Below are 22,290 nucleotides of genomic sequence, written 5' to 3'. Positions count from 1 at the left end.
ACTCACTAGGGTGGCCCGATGGCACTCTTCCGCGAGACGGCCGACGTCTCGGTCCGCCCGGCGGTCCCCGGCGACGAGGACGCGGTCACCCGCGTCCAGGTGTCGGCGTGGCGCGCGACGCACGAGGTGGCGCTGGGCGACGGCGTCGTCGACGCGCTCGACACCGACACCATGCGCGAGCGATGGGCGCGGGCGATCACCGCTCCCCCGGGCCCCGGCTTCGCGGTGCTCGTCGCCCTGGACGGGCCGGAGATCGTCGGCTTCGCGGCCGTGGGCCCCGGCCAGCTCGTGGCGCTCGAGGTGGAGCCGCGGCACCAGCGCGGCGGCCACGGCTCGCGGCTGCTGTCCGCCGCGGTCGACCGGCTCCGCACCGACGGCGCCGAGCAGGTCGTCACCTGGGTGCTCGACGACGACTCGGCGCGCGAGCGCTTCCTCTCCTCGGCCGGCCTGGGGCCGGACGGCACGTCCCGCACCCTCGCGACCGGCGTGCGCGACGTCGTCGAGCGGCGCTGGTCCGCCGCCATCTGAGGCCACCTCCATCTTCCCTACCGCACGGTAGGTTTCTTGCTACGCTGCAGGGGTTGCCCGTCGCCGACCCCAGGAGCGCCCCCGTGACCCTCGACCAGACCGTGCCCGCCCACACACCGTCCACCGCGGCGGACGGCGCGACCGAGCACCCCGCCCACCCGTTCGACGTCGAGCGCGTGCTCGCCGGGCTGACGCTCGAGGAGAAGGCCTCGCTGCTCTCCGGCGTCGACTTCTGGCACACGCAGCCGGTCGAGCGCGACGGCCGCACGCTGGTCCCGTCCGTGATGGTCACCGACGGCCCGCACGGCCTGCGCAAGCAGGACGAGAACGCGGACCACCTCGGCCTCGGCAACAGCGTGCCCGCCACCTGCTTCCCGACGGCCGCCGCGCTCGGGTCGAGCTGGGACGCCGACCTGCTGCACCGGGTCGGCGAGGCCCTCGGCCGGGAGACCCGCGCGAACGACGTCGCGGTCCTCCTCGGCCCGGGCGTGAACATCAAGCGGTCGCCGCTGTGCGGGCGCAACTTCGAGTACTTCTCCGAGGACCCGGTGGTGGCCGGCGAGCTCGCCACGGCCCTCGTCGAGGGCGTCCAGTCGCTCGGCGTCGGCACGTCCCTCAAGCACTTCGCCGCCAACAACCAGGAGGCGGACCGGATGCGGGTGTCCGCCGACGTCGACGAGCGCACGCTGCGGGAGATCTACCTGCCCGCCTTCGAGCGCGTCGTCACCAGGGCGCAGCCCTGGACCGTCATGTGCGCCTACAACAAGGTGAACGACGTCTACGCCTCGCAGCACGACTGGCTGCTCACCACGGTGCTGCGCGACGAGTGGGGCTTCGAGGGCCTCGTCGTGTCCGACTGGGGCGCGGTGCGCGACCGCGTCGCCGGGGTCGCCGCCGGCCTCGACCTGGAGATGCCGTCCTCCGGCGGGCGCACCGACGCCGAGGTCGTCGCCGCGGTGCGCGGCGGCGAGCTCGACGAGGCCCTGGTCGACGCGGCCGCCCGCCGCGTCCTGCACCTCGTCGCCCGGTCGCTGCCGGCGGCCGAGGCGCCCGGGTCGTTCGACGTCGACACCCACCACGCGCTCGCCCGCGAGGCCGCGGCCGCGGGCACCGTGCTGCTCAAGAACGCCCCGGTCGACGGCGCGCCCCTCCTCCCCCTGGCGCCCGACGACCTCGCCGGCGTCGCCGTCGTCGGCGAGCTCGCCCGGACCCCGCGCTACCAGGGCGCCGGGTCCTCGCAGGTCAACCCGACCCGCCTCGACGACGCGCTCACCGCGCTGAGGGCGGCCGCCGGCGCCGACCTCCCGTTCGCCGCGGGGTACACGCTGGCCGAGGGGCCGGCCGACGACCGCTCGCCCGACACCCTGGTCGCCGAGGCCGTCGAGGCGGCGCGCGGCGCACGCACCGTGCTCGTGTTCCTCGGCCTCCCCGCCGCGTACGAGTCGGAGGGCTACGACCGCGACCACCTAGACCTGCCCGCCGACCAGGTCGCGCTGCTGCGCGCCGTCGCGGCGGCGAACCCGCGGGTCGTCGTCGCGCTCGCCGGCGGCTCCGCGATCTCGGTGGCCCCGTGGCAGGACGTCGCCCCCGCGCTGCTCACCGGCTGGCTGGGCGGCCAGGCCGGCGGCTCCGCCGTCGCCGACGTGCTCACGGGCGCCGTCGCGCCCTCGGGCCGGCTCACCGAGACCCTGCCCCTGCGCCTCGAGGACACCCCGGCCTTCGGGAACTTCCCCGGCGAGCTCGGCCACGTCCGCTACGGCGAGGGCGTGCTGGTGGGCTACCGCTGGTACGACGCCCGCCAGGTCGACGTCGCGTACCCGTTCGGGCACGGCCTGTCGTACACGACGTTCGCGTACGACGACGCGGCGGCGGAGGTCACCGGGTCCGGCACCGACACCCAGGTGCGCGTCACCGTGCGCGTGACCAACACCGGCCCAGTCGCCGGCTCCGAGGTCGTCCAGGTGTACGTGGGCGACCCGCAGGCCCAGGTGCAGCGGCCCGAGCGCGAGCTCAAGGCGTTCGCCAAGGTGCGCCTCGAGCCGGGCGCGTCGCAGGTCGTGACGTTCGGCCTCGACGCCCGCGACCTGTCGTACTGGCACCCCGTGCTGCGCCGCTGGGTGCTGGAGGGCGGCGAGTTCCGCGTCGCCGTGGGCGCGTCGTCCCGCGACCTGCGCGCCGAGCTCGTGGTCGACGTCGTCGGCGAGGACGTCACCCTCCCGCTCCACGAGCTGTCGACGCTCGGCGAGGCGCTCGAGCACCCGGTGGCCGGGCCCGTGGTGCGCGGCGCCCTCGACGGCGCACCGGTCGACCCGGGCCTCCTGGCCATGGCGACCGACATGCCGCTCGCGGTCATCGCCGACTTCGGCCTGGCCGGCTTCGACCGGCGCACCCTCGTGCAGCTCGTCGAGGCCGCGAACGCCTGACCACGCCACACCGTTCGACGGTTGGACCTGTCGAGACCCCGTGCGGAGGTTCCGACAGGTCCGACCGTCGAACGGGGCGGAGCCAGGCTCAGCCGGCGGCGGGCTCGACGACGAGGTCGAGGTACGCCCGCAGGCCCGCCGCCATGTCGACGCGCTCCGCGCGCGGCCGCTCGAGCGAGTACAGCCACTGGACCTGCAGCCCGTCCATGAGGGCCACGACCGTGCGCGCGGCGACGGCGGGATCCACGCCGGCGCGGAGCCGCCCGGCGTCGGCGAGACGCTCCAGCTCGCCGCGCATGCGGGACACGGTGTCGCGGTAGCGCGCCGCGAAGAACTCGTGCGCCGGATGGTCGACCGACGTCGCCTCGGCCGCGAGACCGGCGAACACCTCGACCACTGGACGCCGCAGCGCGTTGCGCTCCACGAGCCGCACGATCGCCTCGAACAGCGACCGCCCCTGCGTGAGGTCGGTGTCGACGTCGGCGAAGTCGACGGCGTCCCGGTGCTCGAGCACCGCCTCGAGCAGCGCGGCCTTGGTCGGGAAGTGGTGCAGCAGCCCCGGGTGCGAGATGCCGACGCGCGCGGCGATCTCCCGGAGCGAGGCGCCGTGATACCCGACCTCGGCGAACGCCACGATCGCCGCCTGCAGGATCTCCTCGCGCTTGGCCCGGCCCTTGGCGTAGCCCCGGCGGGGCGCGGCCTGGTCCTCGATCGTCGTGTCGCTCACGGCGCCATTCTCCCCTCTTCCCCGCGGCGTCCGCCGTGGCGGTCACCCGCATGCCCCTGGGCAGGACCCTTGGCATCAATACCTACCATGCGGTAACCTCCATTTCCGACCAGCCGGTAGGCATTGGTCGAGGCGCGGGTCCGACGGTGGGCCCGGCAGAGAATCAGGAGTCGTCCATGGCAGACGTTCAGGCCCCCGCACCGGCCGGCCAGTCCCCCGCGTCCCCGACCCACGTCCCGGAGGCCGGCCGCGCCGCTGCCGGTACCGGGACGGTCGTCGCCTACGTCCTCGCGTTCTTCGCGCTGTACATCGCGGTGCTCACCCCCGTGGTCAGCACGCTGGCGCTCAAGGTCGACGCCCTGTCCACGCCCGAGACCCGCGCCGCCGACCTCGCGCTCGTCACCGGCGTCGGGGCCTTCTTCGCCTTCGTCGCCAACCCGGTCGCCGGCGCCCTGTCCGACCGCACGACGTCGCGGCTCGGCATGCGGCGGCCCTGGCTGCTGTGGGGCGTGCTGCTCGGCGCCGTCGGCCTCCTGCTCATCGCGTTCGCGCCGGCGATCTGGATGGTCGTGATCGGGTGGGCCGTCACGCAGGCCGCGATGAACGGCACCCAGGCCGCGCTCCAGGCGCTGCTGCCCGACCAGGTCGCCGAGACCCAGCGCGCCCGCGTCTCCAGCCTGCTCGGCATGGCCCAGCAGCTCGCCCCGCTGGTCGGCATCGCGCTCGCCTTCGGGTTCACCGCCGCCGGGGCGAACGAGATCTGGATCTTCCTCGTCCCCACGTTCCTGGCCGTCGTCGGCGTGCTCGCGCTCGTGGCCGTCCTCAAGGACCGCCGCCTCGACCGGGCCGACGTCGCCCCGTTCCGCCTCGGCGTGTTCCTCAAGGGCTTCTGGGTCTCCCCGCGACAGCACCCCGACTTCGCGTGGACCTTCCTCGGCCGCTTCCTCATGCTGTTCGGCTTCGCGCTCTACAACACCTACCAGCTGTACTTCCTCATCGACCGGTTCGGCTTCGACAACGCCACGGCGCTGAGCTGGCAGCTGCGGCTCATGGTCGTGCAGGCCGTCGTCATGGTGGTGGCGTCCCTCCTGGGCGGCGTGCTGTCCGACCGCACCGGCCGCCGCAAGGTCTTCGTCGTCGTCGCCACCCTGCTGGCCGGCGCCGGCCTCCTCACGTTCGCGCTCGTGCAGGGTCCGGGCACGCTCTACCTGGGCGCGTCCCTGTTCGGCGCCGGCCTCGGCGCCTACTTCGCCGTCGACCTCGCGCTCGTCACCGACGTGCTGCCGAACGCCGAGACCGAGGCCGCGAAGAACATGGGCGTCTTCAACATCGCCAACGCGCTGCCGCAGTCCGTGGCCCCGGCTCTCGCCCCGGCGTTCCTCGCCATCGGTTCCGGCACCGGCGCCGGCGGCGGCAACTACACCGCCCTGTTCGCCATCTCCGCGGTCATCGTCGCCCTCGGCGCCGTGGCCACCCTGTTCATCCGAGGAGCCCGCTGATGACCGCACCGACCGGCGCCGCCGACGCGCCCGTCCCCGCCGACGCCCCGTACCGCGACGCGTCACGCCCCGTCGCCGAGCGCGTGGCCGACCTGCTCGCCCGCATGACCCTCGAGGAGAAGGCCGGCCAGCTCTTCCAGACCATGATCGAGGTGGGCAAGGGCGGCGCGCTGTCCGAGGGCCCGTCCGCGATGGGCGTGCCCGCCACCACCGACATGGTGGTGAAGCGCCAGATGACGCACTTCAACGTGCTCATGGCGCCGCCCACGGCCCGCGAGTTCGCGCTCTGGCACAACCGGCTCCAGGAGCTCGCGGCGTCCACCCGCCTCGGCATCCCCGTGACGGTGTCCACCGACCCGCGGCACGCGTTCACCGACAACCCCGGCACCGCGCTGCTGTCCGGGCCGTTCTCGCAGTGGCCGGAGACGCTCGGCCTCGCCGCCACCCGAGACGAGCGCCTGGTCGAGGAGCACGCCGACGCAGCGCGCCGCGAGTACCTCGCGGTCGGCATCCGCACGGCCCTGCACCCGCAGGTCGACCTCGCCACCGAGCCCCGCTGGTCCCGCGCGAACGGCACCTTCGGCGAGGACGCCGCGCTCACCGGCCGGATGGGCGCCGCGTACGTGCGCGGGTTCCAGGCCACCGGCGACGTCGCCCGCGCGGCCGGCCTGCCCGGCACGTTCGGCGAGCGCTCCGTCTCGACCATGACCAAGCACTTCCCCGGCGGCGGGCCGCAGCAGGACGGCGAGGACCCGCACTTCGCCTACGGGCGCGAGCAGGTGTACCCCGGCGGGCGCTTCGCCGAGCACCTGGAGCCGTTCAAGGCGCTGCTGGCCGCGGGGACGCGCCAGATGATGCCGTACTACGGCATGCCGGTGGGCCTCGAGGCGGACCTCGGCGACGGGCCCGAGGCCGTCGAGCAGGTCGGGTTCGGCTTCAACCGGCAGATCCTCACGCGCCTGCTGCGCGACGAGCTCGGCTTCGACGGCGTCGTGTGCACCGACTGGGGCCTGGTGTCCGACGCCGAGATCCTCGGCCAGCCGTTCCCGGCCCGCGCCTGGGGCGTCGAGCACCTCGCTCCGGTCGACCGGCTGGAGAGGATCCTCGCGGCCGGCGCCGACCAGCTCGGCGGCGAGGCGTGCCCCGAGCTCGTCGTGGAGCTGGTCCGCGCGGGTCGGGTCACCGAGGCGCGGGTCGACGAGTCCGTCGCCCGCCTGCTGCGGGAGAAGTTCGAGCTGGGCCTGTTCGACGGCGCCCGCGACGTCGACGCCGACGCCGCGGCGTCCGTCGTCGGGCACCCGGACCTCGTGGCCGCGGGGCGGCGCGCCCAGTCGCGGTCCGTGACCCCGCTGGCGTCCGCGGCCGACGGCGCGGCCCGCCTCCCGCTGGCCCGCGGCCTGCGCGTCTTCGTGGAGGGCGCCGCCGACGTCGTCGACGGGCTCGAGGGCGCCACCCTGGTCGCCTCCCCCGCCGAGGCCGACGTCGCGCTGCTGCGCCTCAAGGCGCCGTACGACGACCGCGGGCCCGGCTTCGAGGGCTTCTTCCACGCCGGCTCGCTCGACTTCCCCGCGGAGGTCGTCGCGCACGTGGCCGAGACCGCCGCGCAGGTGCCGACCGTCGTCGACGTCTACCTCGACCGGCCCGCGATCCTCGCCCCCGTGCTCGAGGCGCTGGGCGGCCGCGGGTCGCTGGTCGCGAACTTCGGGGCGTCCACCCCGGCGCTGCTCGACGCCCTCACCGGCATCGTCCCCGCCGAGGGCCGCCTCCCGTTCGACCTGCCCCGGTCGACGGCCGCCGTGGAGGCGTCCCGCGAGGACGTGCCGTTCGACACCGCGGACCCGCTGTTCCGGTTCGGCCACGGCCTGGCGCTCTGACCGGTGGTGGGTGCCCGGCGCGACCGGCGACCACCGATGGGAGGATGAGGCGGTGACGTCCTCCTCCCCGGCCCCCGCCCGTACCGTCCGGGACGCCGCGGCGGGGATCGCCGTCCTCGGCGTCGCCAACTTCGTCGCCATCACCACCGAGGTGCTGCCGGTGGGCCTGCTGCCGCAGGTCGCGCGCGGCGTCGGCGTGAGCGAGTCGACGGCAGGCCTGCTGGTCACGGTCTACGCGTTCGTGGTCGCCGCCTGCGCGGTACCGCTGACGATCGCCACCCGGTCGCTCGCCCGCAAGCCCCTGCTGCTCGCGACGCTCGCCACGTACGCGGCGAGCAACCTGCTGGTGGCCGTCGCGCCGTCGTACGCCGTGGTCGCGGGCGCGCGCGTGCTCGGCGGGCTGGGGCACGCGGTGTTCTTCTCCGTGTCGATCGCGTACGCCGCGCGCCTCGTCAGCCCCCTGTACACCGGCCGCGCCCTCACCCTCGTGACCGCCGGCGGCACCCTCGGCTTCGTGCTCGGCGTGCCGCTGTCGACGTCGCTCGGGGCCGCGGTGGGCTGGCGCTGGTCGTTCGGCGTGCTCGCCGCGGTCTGCACGGTGACCGCCCTGCTCGTGGCGCGCCTGCTGCCGTCCGTCGCCGTCGAGCCCGCCGCCCCGCGCGACGCCGCGGCCGCCCGCCGCGGGCGCGCCCGCCTCGGGCTCGTGGTCGGCACCAACACCGTGCTGTTCGGCGGCCAGTACACCGTGTACACGTACATCTCCGTGCTGCTGCTGGCCGCCGGGCTGTCGGAGGCCGCCGTCGGGCCGGTGCTGCTGGTGTTCGGCGCGCTCGGGCTGGTCGGGCTCTGGGCCGCGGCCCGCTACCTCGACCACAGCCCGCGCGCCCTGACGATCGCGTCCATGGCCTCGATCGCCGTGGCCCTCGTCGCCGTCGCGCTCGCGCTGCCGGGCGCCGTCGGCGTGCTGGTCGCGGCGGGCGTGTGGCTCGCCGCGTTCGGCGCCATCCCTGCCACGTTCCAGGCCGCGGCGCTGCGTACCCAGGGCGCCACGCCCGACATCGCCGGGGCGTTCGTCAACGCGACCTCGAACTTCGGCATCGGGCTCGGCGCGGCCGTGGGCGCGGCGGTGGTCGCCGGTCCCGGGCCGCGCGCCCTGGCGCTGACCGGGGCCGCGATCGTCGCCGTCGCGCTCGTGGCGGTGCTCGTCGCCCGCCAGGCGTTCCCGCGTCACGCGACGTCGTAGGCGCCGGCAGGCCGGGCGAACCGTTCCGACGATCCGTTCCCGGGTCGTCACGACGCCGTGACGCGCCCGTAGCACCCGGGTGCGAGCGTGTCCCCATGAACCTGTCGGGGTCCCTGCCGGGAGCGCGGCGCGGCGGCCGCGCCGCGCCCCTCGTGACCGACTACTTCGCGGCGCCCACCGACGCCGTCGCGGCGACGGTGGTGCACCAGGAGGCGGGGCCGTCGGTCCTGGCGCGAGGCTCGGGCCGACCGCTCTTCGACACCGTGCGGCTGCCGGCGGTGGAGCCGTTCGTGATGCTGGGACGCGTCGCGGAGGCGCTGTGCGCGCGGCCGTACGCGGAGGTCACGGCCCATCCGCGGCACGGCGCCCTCGTGGACGGCGCGGACGAGGGCCCCTGGGTGGTGGCCGTCTCGGACGAGCTCGCGGAGGCGCTGGCCGCCGCGGCCCCGGACCGGCTGCTCGACGTCGCACGCTCGTGGGCGACGGCGGGCGGCGGGAGCCTGCCCGCCGCCGACCGGCTCGCGCCCGCCCTGGTCGCGCTGGGCGGGCTCGCCGACCGCGCACGCCAGGTGCGCCACGGGTTGTACTGCTGGGCGCGGCTCACGCCGCTGGACCCGCCGGCCGTCGGGACCCCGGCCGGCGGCCGGGTCAGGACGTCGCGCCCGGCCTGAACATCGACGACGCCTTGCGGAGCGTCTCGCGGGCCCGGCGGCGGTCGCCGGCCGCGTCGTAGGCGAACGCCAGGTGGTACCAGGCCTTCCAGTCGTCCGGGTCCTGCTCCACCGCGGCCCGGCGCTCCTCGAACGCGGCGTCCGCGGCCGCGCGGTCCACCCGTCCGCCCGGCGAGCGCGGCAGGTCGTCCACCGGCAGCTCGTCCGCGGCCGCGAGCACGTCGGCCATGTGCTGCACCCGTGTCGCGAGGCGGTACTCGCGCGCGATGAGCACGATGACGAGCAGCGGGATGACCAGCACGGCCAGGCCGATGGCGATCAGCACCGGCTCGCCGGTGCCGATCATCGACACGCCGCGCCCGGCGATCTGCCAGACGTACAGCGCGAGCAGCGCGGTGACGGAGACCGCCCCCGCGAGCCCCCGCGGCAGCCGCCGGCGCGGCGCGTCGCTCACGACAGGTCCAGCACGTTCTCGAGTCCCACGGTCAGCCCGGGCCGGGAGACGACCTCGCGCACCGCCAGCAGCACGCCGGGCATGAACGACGCCCGGTCGAACGAGTCCTGCCGGATCACGAGCTGCTCGCCGACGTTCCCGAACAGGATCTCCTCGTGCGCCACGAGGCCCCGCAGCCGGACGGCGTGCACGCGCACCCCGTCGACGTCGGCGCCCCGCGCCTCGACGCCCGTCTCGGTGGCGTCGGGCATCGCGGCCAGGCCGGCCTCGGACCGCGCGCGGGCGATCGCCGCGGCGGTGTGCCGCGCCGTGCCCGACGGGGCGTCGACCTTGTCGGGGTGGTGCAGCTCGACCACCTCGGCCGACTCGAAGTACCGCGCCGCCTTGGCCGCGAACGTCATCGCGAGCACGGCCGACAGGCCGAAGTTCGGCGCGATGAGCACGCCCAGCCCGTCCTGTCCGGCCCGTGCGGCGTTGACGCGCTCCAGGTGCTCCGTGACCCGGCCGCGCGAGGCGTCGTCCCACCCGGTCGTCCCGACGACGGCGTGCGCGCCGGCGTCGAGCACCGCGTGCACGTTCGCCTCGGTGGCGGCCGGCACCGTGAAGTCGATCGCCACGTCGGCGCCGGCCAGGGCGTCGGCGTCGACCGTGTCGCCCGCGTCGAGGCGCGCGACCAGCTCGAGGTCCGCCGCCTCCTCGACCGCCCGGCACACGGTGGCGCCCATCCGCCCGGCTGCGCCGAGCACGGCCACCTTGATGCTCTTGCTCATGGGTGAGTCTCCGATCTCGTTCCTCATGTCGTCGGGACCGGTCTCAGTCGCCGAACGGACCGACGCGCACGACGGACCGCGGCCGCGCGGCCAGGTCGGCGGCGAGCTCGCGGACGTCGTCGACGGTCACGGCGCGGACCCGCTCGAGGGACTCCTCCAGGGTCAGCAGCTCGCCGTACACCAGCTCGGCCTTGCCCAGCCGGCTCATGCGCGACCCGGAGTCCTCCAGGCCGAGCACGAGGCCGCCCGAGAGCTGCCCGATGCTGCGCTCCAGCTCGGCGTCCGTGATGGGCTCGGTCGCCATCCGCTCCAGCTCGGCGACCAGCAGCTCGGTGACCTGGTCGACCTTCGCGGGCGAGCAGCCGGCGTACAACCCGAACGTGCCGATCCCGCCGTGGCCGGAGGCGAACGAGTACGTGGTGTATGCCAGGCCGCGGCGCTCGCGCACCTCCTGGAAGAGGCGCGACGACATGCCGCCGCCCAGGACGGCGTTGAGCACGGACAGCGTGAAGCGGCGGTCGTCGGTGGCCGCGAGACCCGTGGACCCCACGATGACGTTCGCCTGCTCCACCTGGCGCCGCACGGTGAGCTCGACGCCCTCCGTCGGGACGCCGACGGGGTCGGCGGCGGTCGGGCGCCGGTCGCGCGGGGCCGCGCCGGCGGCCAGGTCCCAACCGCCGGTGGCGAGGGCGTCCGTCACCTGCCCGACGAGGGCGTCGTGGTCGACGCCGCCCGCGGCCGAGACCACCAGGGTCTCGGGCCGGTAGTGCCAGCGGTAGTGCTCCCAGACGGCGTCGCGCGGCACGGCCCGGATCGTGTCCGGGGTGCCGCCGATCGGCCGGCCGAGCGGGTGCGTGCCGAGCACAGCGGCGGAGAACTCCTCGTGCACGACGTCGCCCGGGTCGTCGTCGTTCATCGCGAGCTCTTCGAGGATCACGCCGCGCTCGGTCTCGAGCTCGCCCTCGTCGAGGCGCGCGGAGGTGACCATGTCGGCGATGACGTCGACCGCCATCGGCAGGTCGGCGTCGAGCACGCGGGCGTAGTAGCACGTGTGCTCCTTGCCCGTGGCCGCGTTGGCCTCGCCGCCCACGGCGTCGAAGGCCTCGGCGATGTCCATCGCCGAGCGGCGGGGCGTGCCCTTGAACAGCAGGTGCTCGAGGAAGTGCGTGGAGCCGAAGTGGCCGTCGGTCTCGTCGCGGGAGCCGACGCCGACCCAGGCGCCCACCGTGGCCGAGCGCAGGCCCGGCATCGACTCGGTGAGCACACGAACACCGCCGGGCAGGACGGTGCGACGGATCGTCGCACCGTCCTGCCCGGCGGTCAGGTCGGCACCGGGCTCGCCCGCGGGGACGAGCGGAAGGTGCCAGGACATCAGAGCGTCAGGCCTCCACCTGGTCCGTGGTGGCGGCGTCGGCGGCGGGCTCCTCGGCCTTCTCGTCCTCGGTCACCGCGACGAGCGAGAGCTTGCCGCGCGGGTCGATCTCACCGATCTCGACCTGGACCTTCTGGCCCACGGACAGCACGTCGTCGACGTTCTCGACACGCTTGCCGCCCACGAGCTTGCGGATCTGGCTGATGTGCAGCAGACCGTCCTTGCCCGGCGAGAGGGAGATGAACGCGCCGAACGACGTCGTCTTGACGACGGTGCCGACGAAGCGCTCGCCCACCTCGGGGACGTGCGGGTTGGCGATCGCGTTGATCGCCGCGCGGGCGGCCTCGGCCGAGGGGCCGTCGGTGGCGCCGATGTAGACGGTGCCGTCGTCCTCGATGGAGATGTCCGCGCCCGTCTCCTCCTGGATCTGGTTGATCATCTTGCCCTTGGGCCCGATGACCTCGCCGATCTTGTCGACCGGCACCTTCACGGAGATGACGCGCGGGGCGTTCGGGGACATCTCGTCAGGCACGTCGATCGCCTCGGCGAGCACCTCGAGGATGGTCAGGCGCGCGTCGCGGGCCTGGGTCAGCGCGCCGGCCAGGACCGACGCCGGGATGCCGTCGAGCTTGGTGTCGAGCTGGATGGCCGTGACGAACTCGCTGGTGCCGGCGACCTTGAAGTCCATGTCGCCGAACGCGTCCTCCGCGCCCAGGATGTCGGTCAGGGCCGCGTAGCGGGTCTCGCCGTCGACCGTGTCGGAGATGAGGCCCATGGCGATGCCCGCGACCGGCGCCTTCAGCGGCACGCCCGCGTTGAGCAGCGACAGCGTCGAGGCGCAGACGGAGCCCATCGAGGTGGAGCCGTTCGACCCCAGCGCCTCGGACACCTGGCGGATCGCGTAGGGGAACTCCTCGCGCGACGGCAGCACGGGCACGAGGGCCCGCTCGGCCAGCGCGCCGTGGCCGATCTCGCGGCGCTTCGGGCTGCCGACGCGGCCCGTCTCACCCGTGGAGAACGGCGGGAAGTTGTAGTTGTGCATGTAGCGCTTGCGCGTGACCGGCCCGAGCGAGTCGATCTGCTGCTCCATGCGCAGCATGTTCAGCGTGGTGACGCCCAGGATCTGGGTCTCGCCGCGCTCGAACAGGGCGGAGCCGTGCACGCGCGGGATGACCTCGACCTCGGCGGACAGGGTGCGGATGTCCGCGAGCCCACGACCGTCGATGCGCACGCCGTCGGTGAGGACGCGCTGGCGGATGAGCTTCTTCTGCAGGGCGCGGTACGCGGCCGACAGCTCCTTCTCGCGGCCCTCGAAGCGCTCGCCGAGCGCGCCGAGCAGGCCCTCCTTGAGCTCGTCGAGGCGGTTCTCGCGGTCCTGCTTGTCCGCGATCGCGAGCGCGTCGCGCAGCGTCGTGGAGACCTCGTCCTCGACGGCGGCGAACGCGTCGTCCTGGTAGTCGAGGAAGACCGGGTAGTCCTTGACCTCCTTGGCCGCCTGGGCGGCGAGCGAGGCCTGCGCCTCGCAGAGGGCCTTGAGGAACGGCTTCGACGCCTCGATGCCCTGGGCGACGACCTCCTCGGTCGGCGCGGCGACGCCCTCGGTCTTGATGAGCTTCCAGGCGTCGTCGGTCGCCTCGGCCTCGATCATCGCGATGGCGACGTCGTCGCCCACGATGCGGCCGGCCACGACCATGTTGAAGACGGCGCGCTCGAGGTCCGAGTACTTCGGGAACGCGACCCACTGGCCGTCGATCAGCGCGACGCGCACGCCCGCGACCGGGCCGGAGAACGGCAGGCCGGAGATCTGCGTTGACGCCGACGCGGCGTTGATCGCCAGGACGTCGTAGGCGTCGTCGGGGTGGATGGCCAGGACGTCGATGACGACCTGGACCTCGTTGCGCAGGCCCTTGACGAACAGCGGGCGCAGCGGGCGGTCGATGAGGCGGCAGGCCAGGATCGCCTCCGTCGAGGGGCGGCCCTCGCGGCGGAAGAACGAGCCGGGGATCTTGCCGGCGGCGTACTGCCGCTCCTCGACGTCCACCGTCAGCGGGAAGAAGTCGAACTGGTCCTTGGGGTGCTTGCCGGCCGTCGTGGCCGACAGCAGCATCGTCTCGCCGTCCAGGTACGCGGCGACGGAGCCGGCGGCCTGGCGGGCGAGGCGGCCCGTCTCGAAGCGGACGGTGCGGGTGCCGAAGCGGCCGTTGTCGATGACGGCCTCGGCGAACTGGATCTCGGGACCCTCCACGGGTGCCCTCCTTGATCTCGAGGGCGCCGCCGCGGCTCGGCGGTCTTCGATCGAGGCCCACGGAGCCGGGCCCGGCCGCGGGGCCGGACGGTTCGGGGGGCCACTACCGAGGACCGGACGAGGATCCGGCGGCGCGATGGTGGTTATGACAGGGACATCACACCAGACCAGCCCGGCCCCCGCGAGGGTGACCGGGCTGGCGGGCGGAGTCAGCGGCGCAGGCCGAGGCGCTGGATCAGCGCGCGGTAACGCTCGATGTCGATCTTCTGCAGGTAGGCCTGCAGGCGGCGGCGCTGGCCGACGAGGAGCAGCAGGCCACGACGCGAGTGGTGGTCGTGCTTGTGCTCCTTGAGGTGCTCGTTCAGGTCGTTGATGCGCTGCGTGAGGAGCGCGATCTGCACCTCGGGCGAGCCGGTGTCGCCCTCGTGAGTGGCGTACTCGGTGATGATGGACTGCTTGGTGGCAGCGTCGAGCGGCATGGCTCTCCTTCGGTGTCGTTGCGCGGTGCTCCGGGACTCGTTCACCGGGGCGCTCTGGATCCGCGGCCGTTCGTACGGCCCCACCATGCTACCAGCGCGGCGCCCCCCCGGTAACCCCGGGGGGGGGGGCGCGTGGCCCCCCCCCCCCCCCCCGCCCATCCCCGCACTACCTCGGCGCGATCCGCACCCACCTCGGCAGGACCGGTACCACCTCGCGGTCAGCCGCGGCGGCGGAAGGCCACCGGCTCCTCGAGGTAGGCCTCCCAGGCCGCGCGCTCGTCGTCGGCGATGCGCCGCGGGGCGCCGGACGCGGCGTCGACGACGACGATCGTCGTCGCGGCCTTGACGTACGCCTTGCCGCCGGACGCCGGACCGGTGCGGTCGAACCCGCCGGGGACGCCGTCGTGCACCTCGTAGCAGACCTCGAGGCTCGCGCCCCCGATCGCGCCGATCCACATCTCGACCCGGACCGGGGTGCGGGAGAAGGCGAGCGGCCGCAGGTACTCGATCTGCTGCCCGGCCACCAGCGTGTGCGACGTGGCGTGCGGGCCGGTGTCGAGGACCGCGGTGGGCCACTCCTCGCCGTCCGCGGCCTCCGGGTGCCGCCAGAACGCCGTGATGCGCGCGTCCTCCAGGAGGCGCAGCATCGCGACGTTGTTGACGTGCTGGTAGGCGTCGAGGTCCGACCAGCGCAGGGGGACGGGCACGTGCAGACGGGTCATGGTCCGCATCGTCGCACGGCGTCGCCTCCCGGACGGCATCGCCCGGGACCGGCGTCAGCCGGCCGCGATCGCCGCCGCGGCGCGGCAGCGGGCGAGGGCGGCGAGCTCGTCCCCCACCGGCACGCGCACCAGCCGGTCCGCGACGCCCGAGACGGACTCGCGCAGCCGGCGGCGCACGCGCGACGCACGGCGACGCGCGCCCCACGCCGTGAAGGCCCGCGAGACGAGCGCGAGCAGCAGCCCCGCGACGAGCCCCCCGATCGCCAGCAGAGTGGGCCACGGCACCTCGAGCACCCCGCCACCCGAGGCGGTGAGGTCCACGGTGAGCACCGGCAGGATCAGCGACGGCAGCCGGAAGTACTCGACCGCCGCGGCGGCGCCGAGCCACAGCAGGCCCACGACCGCGGCCGCGAGGAGCACCCACTGCACGGCGCCCACCGCCGCCCACCAGCGCGGCGGGCGCGCCGCCTCCAGCCGGGTGCCGACGACCGCCTGGTCGAGGTCCCCGGGCATCCGGTCGATCGCGTCCTGCGCCCGGGCGCGCGCCACCAGCACCCACGGGTCGGGCGCACCCTCGGTCACCTCGTCGACGTACCGGCGCACCGCCGACGCCGACGCCGCGCGCACGGCGGGACGCGTCGTCGGGAGGGAGCTGCGCACCAGGTCGGGTCGCTCGGGTCCCGTCACGGTTCCCGACCTGTCCGTCGACGTACCGTCGGGGCCGCGCCGGAGCCCGAGCCGCCGCAGCGGGTCGCGCTTGAGCCGCGACACCCACCGGGTGACCGGCCAGCCCGTGGCGAGGTGGGCGTCCCGGCGGTGCGCGGCCGCCACCGCGTCGGCGACCGTCGGCACCCCGGCGGCGGCCTCGAGCGCGTCCACCAGCGCGTCGGCCGCCCGCTCCCCCGCGCGCGACGCCGGGCTGGACCCGCACGCGTCCGCGATGCGCTGGGCCGCGGCACGGGCGTCCGCGGCGAGCCGGGCGGTCGCCGCCTCGCGGCGCGCCGCGGCCTCCGCGAGCAGCCCCTTGAGCTGGTCGATCCCCCGCCCCGTCGCGGCCGACACGGCCAGCACCCGCGCACCGTCGAGACCGTCGGCGGCGACCAGCCGGCGCAGGTCGGCGAGCATCGCGTCGGTCTCGGCGTCGGACAGCCGGTCCGCCTGGTTGAGCACCACGACGACGACCTCCGACCGGCCCGCCAGCCGTCGCAGGTACCGCTCGTGCAGCGCCGCGTCGGCGTACTTCTGCGGGTCCACGACCCACACCAGCAGGTCGGCCCGCTCCACCAGCCGCTCGGCCCGCACCCGGTGCTCCACGACGACCGAGTCGTGGTCGGGCAGGTCGAGCAGCACCAGGCCGGTCGAGATCCCCGCCGGGCCGCGCCTCCCCCGCAGCCGGGCCAGCCCTCGCCGCGGGCGCGCCGCACCGGGGTCGTCGCCCGGGTCGTCGTCCGCCGGCGTCGGCATCTCCTGACGCCGACGGACCTCCAGCCAGTCGAGCAGCGGCCCGGCGCCGTCGCCCCAGACCGCCGCGACGGCGTGGGACGTCGTGGGACGGCGCACCCCGACGGTCGCGATCTCCGCGCCCGCGACGGCGTTGAGCACGCTCGACTTGCCGGAGCCGGTGGCGCCCGCGAGCGCCACGACCGTGTGCTCCGCGGAGAGCCCGCCGCGCTCACGGGCCCGCTTCACGACGGCGCGCGCGTCGTCGAGCAGCTCGCGGTCGAGGCGGCCGCTCGACGCGACGACGGCAGTCTCCAGCGCCGCGGTCCGGTCCGCGAGGTCGATCCGGCTCACCGGTCGCCCTCCTCGCGCCGGGACCGGCGGCGCGACCACCAGCCGCCCCGCCGGGCGGGGGGCGTCTCCTCGGCGGCGGGCGGTTCGCCGGGGACCGCCGGGGCCTCCGGCGGTCGGAACGTGCCGGCGCCGCGCAGCAGCCCGCCGCTCCACGGTCGGGTGACGCCCTCGGTCGGGACGGACCGGGCCGCCCGCTCGGCGCGGGCGGCCGCGGCGACCCGGTGGGCGGCGTCCCGGACGCCGCCGGCCCCGGTCGCCTGCGTGCCGAGCGCGTCGAGCTGCGCCGTGTACCGGGCCGCCTGCCCGCGCAGCACCGCGTCGACGCGGCCGTTCAGCCGCTCCTTGGCCTGGGCCGCGAGCCGGCGCACGGCCTCGTCGCCGAACACGGCCTCGAGCAGCTTCTGCGCGACGATCGCCGTGCCGCCGGCGATGCCGATCTCGGCGCCCGTCAGACCGGCGGTCGACGCGAAGACGATGACCATGAGGCTCACGCCGAGCGCGTTCACCCCGAAGGAGACCGCCCGGGCGGTACCGCGCCGCGACTCGCCCTGCTCGCGCACGAGCGCCAGCACGTCCTCCTGCCAGCCGCGGATCTGCTCCGCCACCTCGGTGCGCAGTGCCGCCGGGACGCGCGCCAGGTCGAGGCCCTCCAGGAGCGCCGCGCCCGCGCCGTCGCTGCGCCAGGCCGCGAACGTGCGCTCGGCAGCCTGCTCCGCCGCGTCGAGGATCACCGACTCCAGCCCGTGCGCGATGGCCTGCTCCACCTGCGGCGCCTCCTTCGGCCGGCCGCGGAAGAAGCGCGCGACCGCGTCCCGCACGCGCCCCACGCCCGCCTCGACGGACCGGAAGAACTCACCCGTCCCGACGAAGTCCTGCCAGCGGGCGAGCACCTCGCCGCGCAGGAGCGCGCCGTCGGACGTCGCCGCCTCGACCTGCTCCAACGCCTCCGCGTGGTACCGCCGGGCGGCGTCGCGCAGCCGGGCGTCGGCCACCTCCTGCCCGTCCGCGGTCTCCGCGAGGGCGACCGCGCGGCGCACGAGGTCGTCCACCACGCCGTCGCGGGTGGCGGCGATGACCCGTGCCCGCGCCTCGGGGTCGCCGCCCAGCCCGGACAGCCACGTGGCGACCTCCGCGACGGCGGCCTCCGGCAGCAGCCCGTCCACGAGCGCCCCGGGTCCCTGCTCGGCGGCCTCGCCGAGCACGAAGACGTGGGCGTCGCCCAGCCCGTGCTCCACCGTCATGCGACGCAGGTCGTCGGCCACGACCTCCGCCCCCGGGTCCACGCGGTCGAGGACGATCGCGACCTGCGCCCGCCGGCGGGCGGCCTGGCTCAGCAGGTCCCACGGCACGGCGTCCGCGTACCGTGCCGCGGTCGTGACGAAGAGCCACAGGTCGGCGGCCCCCAGCAGCTGCGCGGACAGCTCGCGGTTGGCCGCCTCCACGGAGTCGATGTCGGGGGCGTCGAGCAGGGCGAGCCCCTGCGGCAGCGCCTCGCTCGCGACCAGCCGCAGCGCAGCGGCCCCCTCCGCCCCGGACCCGTCAGACGCACCCGCCGCCCCGGTGGGCCGGGTCTCTGACAGGCGGCCCGACGACGTCACGCGCGCCAGCCCGGGCAGCACCCGGTCGGTGGTGAACCAGCGCGCGTCGAGGGGGTGGTGCACGAGGACGGGCGCGCGGGTGGTGGGACGCAGCACCCCCGGCGCGGACACCGGCTCCCCGAGCAGCGAGTTGACCAGGGTGGACTTCCCCGCGCCGGTCGATCCGCCGACGACGACGAGCAGCGGCGCGCGTTCCGCCCGCAGCCTCGGCAGCAGGTAGTCGTCGAGCTGGTCGACGGCCTGGTGCAGGTCGGCCCGCGCCGCACCCACCCCGGGCGTCTCCAGCGGCAGGCGCAGGGCACCGAGCCGGGCACGCAACGTCTCGAGCGCGTCGACCAGCCCCCGGGCCGCCGCCTCGTCCCGCGGGTCGGGGGCGGCGGTCGTGTCCGGGTCGGTCATGTGCCCAGTCTGCCCATCAGGGACGATCCGTGCAGAGCCGACTTGTGAGATGGCGCGCCCGGGTCGGGTGCAGCCGCTCGCGCCGTCCTGACACCTTCCGCCCGGAGCGTCAGGCCAGACGACGGCGCAGCCACGCGACGCACGCCTCGCCCTGGGCACGCTGGAACGCCCGCAGGTGCGGGATGCCGGGGACCGGCGGCTGCAGCGACGAGTGCACGAAGTACCCGGTGAGCGCGACGAGGTAGGCCGTCACCGCGTCCTCGTCGGCCCCCGCCGGCAGCGGGCGGAGCCGTAGCGCCTCCTCCGGCGCCGGCCCGCCCTCCACCTGCACGGCCGGCAGCATGCCCACCAGGTCGCAGAACGCCGCACCCCGGCCCGGGTACGCCCAGTCGACGGCGACCGCCCGGACCCGGGCCGCTCCGCGGCCCGATCCTCCGCCGACCAGCAGCGCGTTGTCGCCGCGCAGGTCGCCATGGACGAGCCGGTTCCCGGCGACGGCCGCCGGCGCCTCGAGCTCGAGCGTCGCGAGCCGGTCCAGATGCTGCCCGAGCCACGGGTCGTACGACGCGAGGCCATCCGGCCGCTCCGCCGCGAGCCGCCCGGTGAGACGCGCGGGCAGCTCGGCGGCGAACTCGGGGAGCACCCCCGCGCCGACCTCGTGCGTCCCCACCTCGACCGCGAGGTCGAGCACGGCACGCAGCTCCTCCTCGCGCCAGGGCTGCACCGGCGCGCGCCCGTCGACGGCGTCGAAGGCGAGCACGACCCACTCGGGCCTCTCGGCGACGCCGACCTCGGCGAGCCACCGCAGGCGCGGCGCGGGCACGCCGTCGCCCAGCCGGGCAGCGCGCTCCGCCTCCTGGCGGTACAGGCCCACCGTGAAGGAGTGCTCCGGACCGACCGCCTTGACGAACACGTCGTCGCGGTCGGTGCGCAGCGTGGACGCCAGCCCTTGGGAGTACCCGCCGTCGTGGCTGGTCCACCCCGTCACCGGTGCCCCGAGCCGCGCCTCGATCCCCGCGCGCACGGCGGCGGGCAGGTCGGGCCAGACGGGGCGGGTGCGGGTGGTCGTCGCGGTCATCGCAGGAGTATCGCCGACGAGCGGTCCCGTGCCCACGCATTTCCCCGGACGCAGGACACCCCCGGCACCGCGGGGGGCCGGGGGCGTCGTGCTGCCGTGCTGGCTGTGCGGGCTCGGGGCCCGCGCGCTCAGTCGCGCGTGAGCTTGCGGTACGTCACGCGGTGCGGGCGCGCGGCGTCGGCGCCCAGGCGCTCGACCTTGTTCTCCTCGTACGAGGCGAAGTTGCCCTCGAACCAGTACCAGTTGGCCGGGTCCTCCTCCGTGCCCTCGTACGCGAGGATGTGCGTCGCGACCCGGTCGAGGAACCACCGGTCGTGGGAGACCACGACGGCGCAGCCGGGGAACTCGAGCAGCGCGTTCTCCAGCGAGCCGAGGGTCTCGACGTCGAGGTCGTTGGTGGGCTCGTCGAGGAGCAGCAGGTTGCCGCCCTGCTTGAGGGTCAGCGCCAGGTTGAGGCGGTTGCGCTCACCACCGGACAGCACGCCCGCGGGCTTCTGCTGGTCCGGGCCCTTGAAGCCGAACGACGCCACGTACGCGCGCGAGGGGATCTCGACGTTGCCGACCTTGATGAAGTCGAGCCCGTCGGAGACGACCTCCCACAGCGTCTTCTTCGGGTCGATGCCGCCGCGCGACTGGTCGACGTAGGAGATCTTGACGGTCTCACCGACCTTGAGGTCGCCGCCGTCGAGCGGCTCCAGGCCGACGATCGTCTTGAACAGCGTGGTCTTGCCGACGCCGTTCGGGCCGATGACGCCGACGATGCCGTTGCGCGGCAGCGTGAAGCTCAGGCCGTCGATGAGCTGGCGGCCGTCGAAGCCCTTCTGCAGGTTGCTGGCCTCGAGGACCACGCTGCCCAGGCGCGGGCCCGCGGGGATCTGGATCTCCTCGAAGTCGAGCTTCCGCGTCCGCTCCGCCTCCGCAGCCATCTCCTCGTAGCGGGCCAGGCGCGCCTTCGACTTCGTCTGGCGCCCCTTCGCGTTGGAGCGCACCCACTCGAGCTCGTCCTTGAGGCGCTTGGCGAGCTTGGCGTCCTTCTTGCCCTGCACCTCGAGGCGGGCCTGCTTCTTCTCCAGGTAGGTGGAGTAGTTGCCCTCGTACGGGTAGAGGCGGCCGCGGTCGACCTCGCAGATCCACTCCGCGACGTGGTCGAGGAAGTACCGGTCGTGGGTGACGGCGAGGACGGCGCCCGGGTAGGTGGCCAGGTGCTGCTCGAGCCACAGCACCGACTCGGCGTCGAGGTGGTTGGTGGGCTCGTCGAGCAGCAGCAGGTCGGGCTTCTCCAGCAGCAGCTTGCACAGCGCCACGCGGCGGCGCTCACCACCGGAGAGCACCTTCACGTCGGCGTCCGGCGGCGGGCAGCGCAGGGCGTCCATCGCCTGCTCGAGCTGGGAGTCGAGGTCCCACGCGTCGGCGGCGTCGATGTCCTCCTGCAGCGTGCCCATCTCGGCCAGCAGGCTGTCGAAGTCGGCGTCGGGCTCCGCCATGAGGGCGGAGATCTCGTTGAAGCGGTCGATCTTCGCCTTGAGCGGGCCGACCGCCTCCTCGACGTTGCCGAGCACGGTCTTGTCCTCGTTGAGCGGCGGCTCCTGCAGGAGGATGCCGACCGTGTACCCCGGGGAGAGCCGCGCCTCGCCGTTGGACGGCTGCTCGAGGCCCGCCATGATCTTGAGGATCGTCGACTTCCCGGCACCGTTGGGGCCGACGACGCCGATCTTGGCGCCGGGCAGGAAGTTCAGCGAGACGTCGTCGAGGATGACCTTGTCGCCGTGCGCCTTGCGCGCCTTGTACATGGAGTAGATGAACTCAGCCACTGGCTCTGCTTCCACCGTTCGATCGCGCGGCGAACCCGAGGGATCGGGTCCGAGAGGTTCGAGGCTCCAGCGGGCAGGCTGGAGGACCGGCATGGCGGCCGGTCCACCAGCCTACGCGACCTCGGGCCTCACACGCCGACCGGCACCGGCTCGGGCTCCCGATCGGGCTCCGGCAGGTCCTCGGCGTCCGCCCGGTCGACCACGCGCGTGAACCGCGCCAGCCCGCGGGTGACGTCCGGGCCCACGCCGTGCGCGTCGATCACGAGCTGCCAGCGGTCCTTGCCCTCCTTGTCGGTCCACTCCTCCGTGGACAGCCTGCCGGTGACGACCACGGGGTCGCCCTGCGCCAGCGACTCCGCCACGTGGCGGGCGCCGGTACGGAAGGACTTCACCGTGAACCACAGCGTCTGGCCGTCGGACCACTCGCCGCTGCGGGGGTCGCGCAGCCGCCGCGTGCTCGCCACGCGGAACGTGGTCCACTCGACGCCGCCGTCGGACCGGTGCAGCGTCGGCTTCGTCCCGACGAACCCGTTCACCGTGATGCTGACCTCGTTCATGCGCTCCTCCTGGGTCCGCCGCCGGCAGGCGCCGGCGGGCCCCCAG

The 22,290-nt window shown here is 75.0% G+C and carries 18 protein-coding genes; 6 read left to right on the top strand and 12 right to left on the bottom strand.

Annotated elements, in window-relative coordinates:
* Positions 1-18 precede the first annotated feature (18 nt).
* Positions 19-528 (top strand): N-acetyltransferase family protein, encoded by a 510-nt coding sequence (locus ACFQ8T_RS13045; RefSeq protein ID WP_429762244.1) that lies wholly within the window; start codon positions 19-21, stop codon positions 526-528.
* A gap of 176 nt (positions 529-704) precedes the next feature.
* Positions 705-2,951 (top strand): glycoside hydrolase family 3 C-terminal domain-containing protein, encoded by a 2,247-nt coding sequence (locus ACFQ8T_RS13040; RefSeq protein ID WP_430546957.1) that lies wholly within the window; start codon positions 705-707, stop codon positions 2,949-2,951.
* An 88-nt stretch (positions 2,952-3,039) separates the two neighbouring features.
* Here ACFQ8T_RS13040 and ACFQ8T_RS13035 read toward each other — a convergent pair whose 3' ends face one another.
* Positions 3,040-3,678, bottom strand: coding sequence for a TetR/AcrR family transcriptional regulator (locus tag ACFQ8T_RS13035; RefSeq protein ID WP_430546945.1), 639 nt, complete (start codon positions 3,676-3,678; stop codon positions 3,040-3,042).
* Between the two features lie 176 nt (positions 3,679-3,854).
* Between ACFQ8T_RS13035 and ACFQ8T_RS13030 the strand changes: the two genes are divergently transcribed.
* The 4 genes from ACFQ8T_RS13030 to ACFQ8T_RS13015 all read left to right on the top strand — a co-directional run bounded on the left by ACFQ8T_RS13030 (position 3,855) and on the right by ACFQ8T_RS13015 (position 8,965).
* On the top strand, positions 3,855-5,177 hold the full coding sequence (locus ACFQ8T_RS13030) for an MFS transporter (RefSeq protein ID WP_430546944.1): 1,323 nt from the start codon (positions 3,855-3,857) through the stop codon (positions 5,175-5,177).
* Complete coding sequence (locus ACFQ8T_RS13025) at positions 5,177-7,051, top strand: glycoside hydrolase family 3 protein (RefSeq protein ID WP_430546943.1); 1,875 nt, start codon at positions 5,177-5,179, stop codon at positions 7,049-7,051. The genes ACFQ8T_RS13030 and ACFQ8T_RS13025 overlap by 1 nt, the downstream gene beginning before the upstream one ends.
* Positions 7,052-7,103: 52 nt before the next feature.
* Positions 7,104-8,294 carry an MFS transporter gene (locus ACFQ8T_RS13020; protein WP_430546942.1) on the top strand — a complete coding sequence of 397 codons (1,191 nt, stop codon included), beginning with the start codon at positions 7,104-7,106 and terminating at the stop codon, positions 8,292-8,294.
* Positions 8,295-8,389: 95 nt separating this feature from the next.
* Entirely contained in the window at positions 8,390-8,965 is a 576-nt protein-coding gene (locus ACFQ8T_RS13015; RefSeq protein ID WP_430546941.1) for a hypothetical protein, read from the top strand.
* Here the strand turns inward: ACFQ8T_RS13015 and ACFQ8T_RS13010 are convergent.
* From ACFQ8T_RS13010 to ACFQ8T_RS12960, 11 genes are all read right to left on the bottom strand, one after another.
* The gene (locus ACFQ8T_RS13010) at positions 8,943-9,419 is read right to left on the bottom strand and encodes a tetratricopeptide repeat protein (RefSeq protein ID WP_430546940.1); all 477 of its coding nucleotides are present in this window, start codon (positions 9,417-9,419) and stop codon (positions 8,943-8,945) included. The two genes, ACFQ8T_RS13015 and ACFQ8T_RS13010, sit on opposite strands and share 23 nt — an antisense overlap.
* Positions 9,416-10,189 carry a 4-hydroxy-tetrahydrodipicolinate reductase gene (gene dapB, locus ACFQ8T_RS13005; RefSeq protein ID WP_430546939.1) on the bottom strand — a complete coding sequence of 258 codons (774 nt, stop codon included), beginning with the start codon at positions 10,187-10,189 and terminating at the stop codon, positions 9,416-9,418. Before dapB ends, ACFQ8T_RS13010 begins: the two co-directional genes overlap by 4 nt.
* 43 nt (positions 10,190-10,232) lie before the next feature.
* On the bottom strand, positions 10,233-11,561 hold the full coding sequence (locus tag ACFQ8T_RS13000) for a M16 family metallopeptidase (RefSeq protein WP_430546938.1): 1,329 nt from the start codon (positions 11,559-11,561) through the stop codon (positions 10,233-10,235).
* 7 nt (positions 11,562-11,568) lie between these two features.
* Positions 11,569-13,806 (bottom strand): polyribonucleotide nucleotidyltransferase, encoded by a 2,238-nt coding sequence (locus tag ACFQ8T_RS12995; RefSeq protein WP_430546937.1) that lies wholly within the window; start codon positions 13,804-13,806, stop codon positions 11,569-11,571.
* A gap of 209 nt (positions 13,807-14,015) precedes the next feature.
* Positions 14,016-14,285 (bottom strand): 30S ribosomal protein S15, encoded by a 270-nt coding sequence (gene rpsO, locus ACFQ8T_RS12990; RefSeq protein WP_429762254.1) that lies wholly within the window; start codon positions 14,283-14,285, stop codon positions 14,016-14,018.
* A gap of 218 nt (positions 14,286-14,503) precedes the next feature.
* Positions 14,504-15,007, bottom strand: coding sequence for an acyl-CoA thioesterase (locus ACFQ8T_RS12985; RefSeq protein WP_430546936.1), 504 nt, complete (start codon positions 15,005-15,007; stop codon positions 14,504-14,506).
* A 54-nt stretch (positions 15,008-15,061) separates the two neighbouring features.
* On the bottom strand, positions 15,062-16,801 hold the full coding sequence (locus tag ACFQ8T_RS12980) for a GTPase (RefSeq protein ID WP_430546935.1): 1,740 nt from the start codon (positions 16,799-16,801) through the stop codon (positions 15,062-15,064).
* Entirely contained in the window at positions 16,798-18,798 is a 2,001-nt protein-coding gene (locus tag ACFQ8T_RS12975) for a dynamin family protein (RefSeq protein ID WP_430546934.1), read from the bottom strand. The genes ACFQ8T_RS12980 and ACFQ8T_RS12975 overlap by 4 nt, the downstream gene beginning before the upstream one ends.
* Before the next feature lie 109 nt (positions 18,799-18,907).
* Complete coding sequence (locus ACFQ8T_RS12970; protein ID WP_430546933.1) at positions 18,908-19,876, bottom strand: phosphotransferase; 969 nt, start codon at positions 19,874-19,876, stop codon at positions 18,908-18,910.
* A gap of 128 nt (positions 19,877-20,004) precedes the next feature.
* Positions 20,005-21,687: an energy-dependent translational throttle protein EttA gene (ettA, locus tag ACFQ8T_RS12965; protein ID WP_429762396.1), complete on the bottom strand. Its 1,683-nt coding sequence runs from the start codon at positions 21,685-21,687 to the stop codon at positions 20,005-20,007.
* Positions 21,688-21,815: 128 nt separating this feature from the next.
* On the bottom strand, positions 21,816-22,244 hold the full coding sequence (locus tag ACFQ8T_RS12960) for a single-stranded DNA-binding protein (RefSeq protein WP_430546932.1): 429 nt from the start codon (positions 22,242-22,244) through the stop codon (positions 21,816-21,818).
* Between the last annotated feature and the right edge of the window lie 46 nt (positions 22,245-22,290).

Origin of the sequence: Isoptericola sp. NPDC056618, assembly GCF_042792715.1 — a bacterium.
GTDB lineage: Bacteria > Actinomycetota > Actinomycetes > Actinomycetales > Cellulomonadaceae > Isoptericola > Isoptericola nanjingensis.
Note: the sequence above shows the minus strand (reverse complement) of the source record. Positions and strands in the feature narration are given on the sequence as shown.

Excerpts from the sequence above, each read along its gene's own strand:
- ACFQ8T_RS13045 (WP_429762244.1), top strand. The coding sequence starts at position 19 with ATGGCACTCTTCCGCGAGACGGCCGACGTCTCGGTCCGCCCGGCGGTC.
- ACFQ8T_RS13030 (WP_430546944.1), top strand. The coding sequence starts at position 3,855 with ATGGCAGACGTTCAGGCCCCCGCACCGGCCGGCCAGTCCCCCGCGTCC.
- ACFQ8T_RS13025 (WP_430546943.1), top strand. The coding sequence starts at position 5,177 with ATGACCGCACCGACCGGCGCCGCCGACGCGCCCGTCCCCGCCGACGCC.
- ACFQ8T_RS13015 (WP_430546941.1), top strand. The coding sequence starts at position 8,390 with ATGAACCTGTCGGGGTCCCTGCCGGGAGCGCGGCGCGGCGGCCGCGCC.
- dapB (WP_430546939.1), bottom strand. The coding sequence starts at position 10,189 with ATGAGCAAGAGCATCAAGGTGGCCGTGCTCGGCGCAGCCGGGCGGATG.
- ACFQ8T_RS13000 (WP_430546938.1), bottom strand. The coding sequence starts at position 11,561 with ATGTCCTGGCACCTTCCGCTCGTCCCCGCGGGCGAGCCCGGTGCCGAC.
- rpsO (WP_429762254.1), bottom strand. The coding sequence starts at position 14,285 with ATGCCGCTCGACGCTGCCACCAAGCAGTCCATCATCACCGAGTACGCC.
- ACFQ8T_RS12985 (WP_430546936.1), bottom strand. The coding sequence starts at position 15,007 with ATGACCCGTCTGCACGTGCCCGTCCCCCTGCGCTGGTCGGACCTCGAC.
- ACFQ8T_RS12975 (WP_430546934.1), bottom strand. The coding sequence starts at position 18,798 with ATGACCGACCCGGACACGACCGCCGCCCCCGACCCGCGGGACGAGGCG.
- ACFQ8T_RS12970 (WP_430546933.1), bottom strand. The coding sequence starts at position 19,876 with ATGACCGCGACGACCACCCGCACCCGCCCCGTCTGGCCCGACCTGCCC.
- ACFQ8T_RS12960 (WP_430546932.1), bottom strand. The coding sequence starts at position 22,244 with ATGAACGAGGTCAGCATCACGGTGAACGGGTTCGTCGGGACGAAGCCG.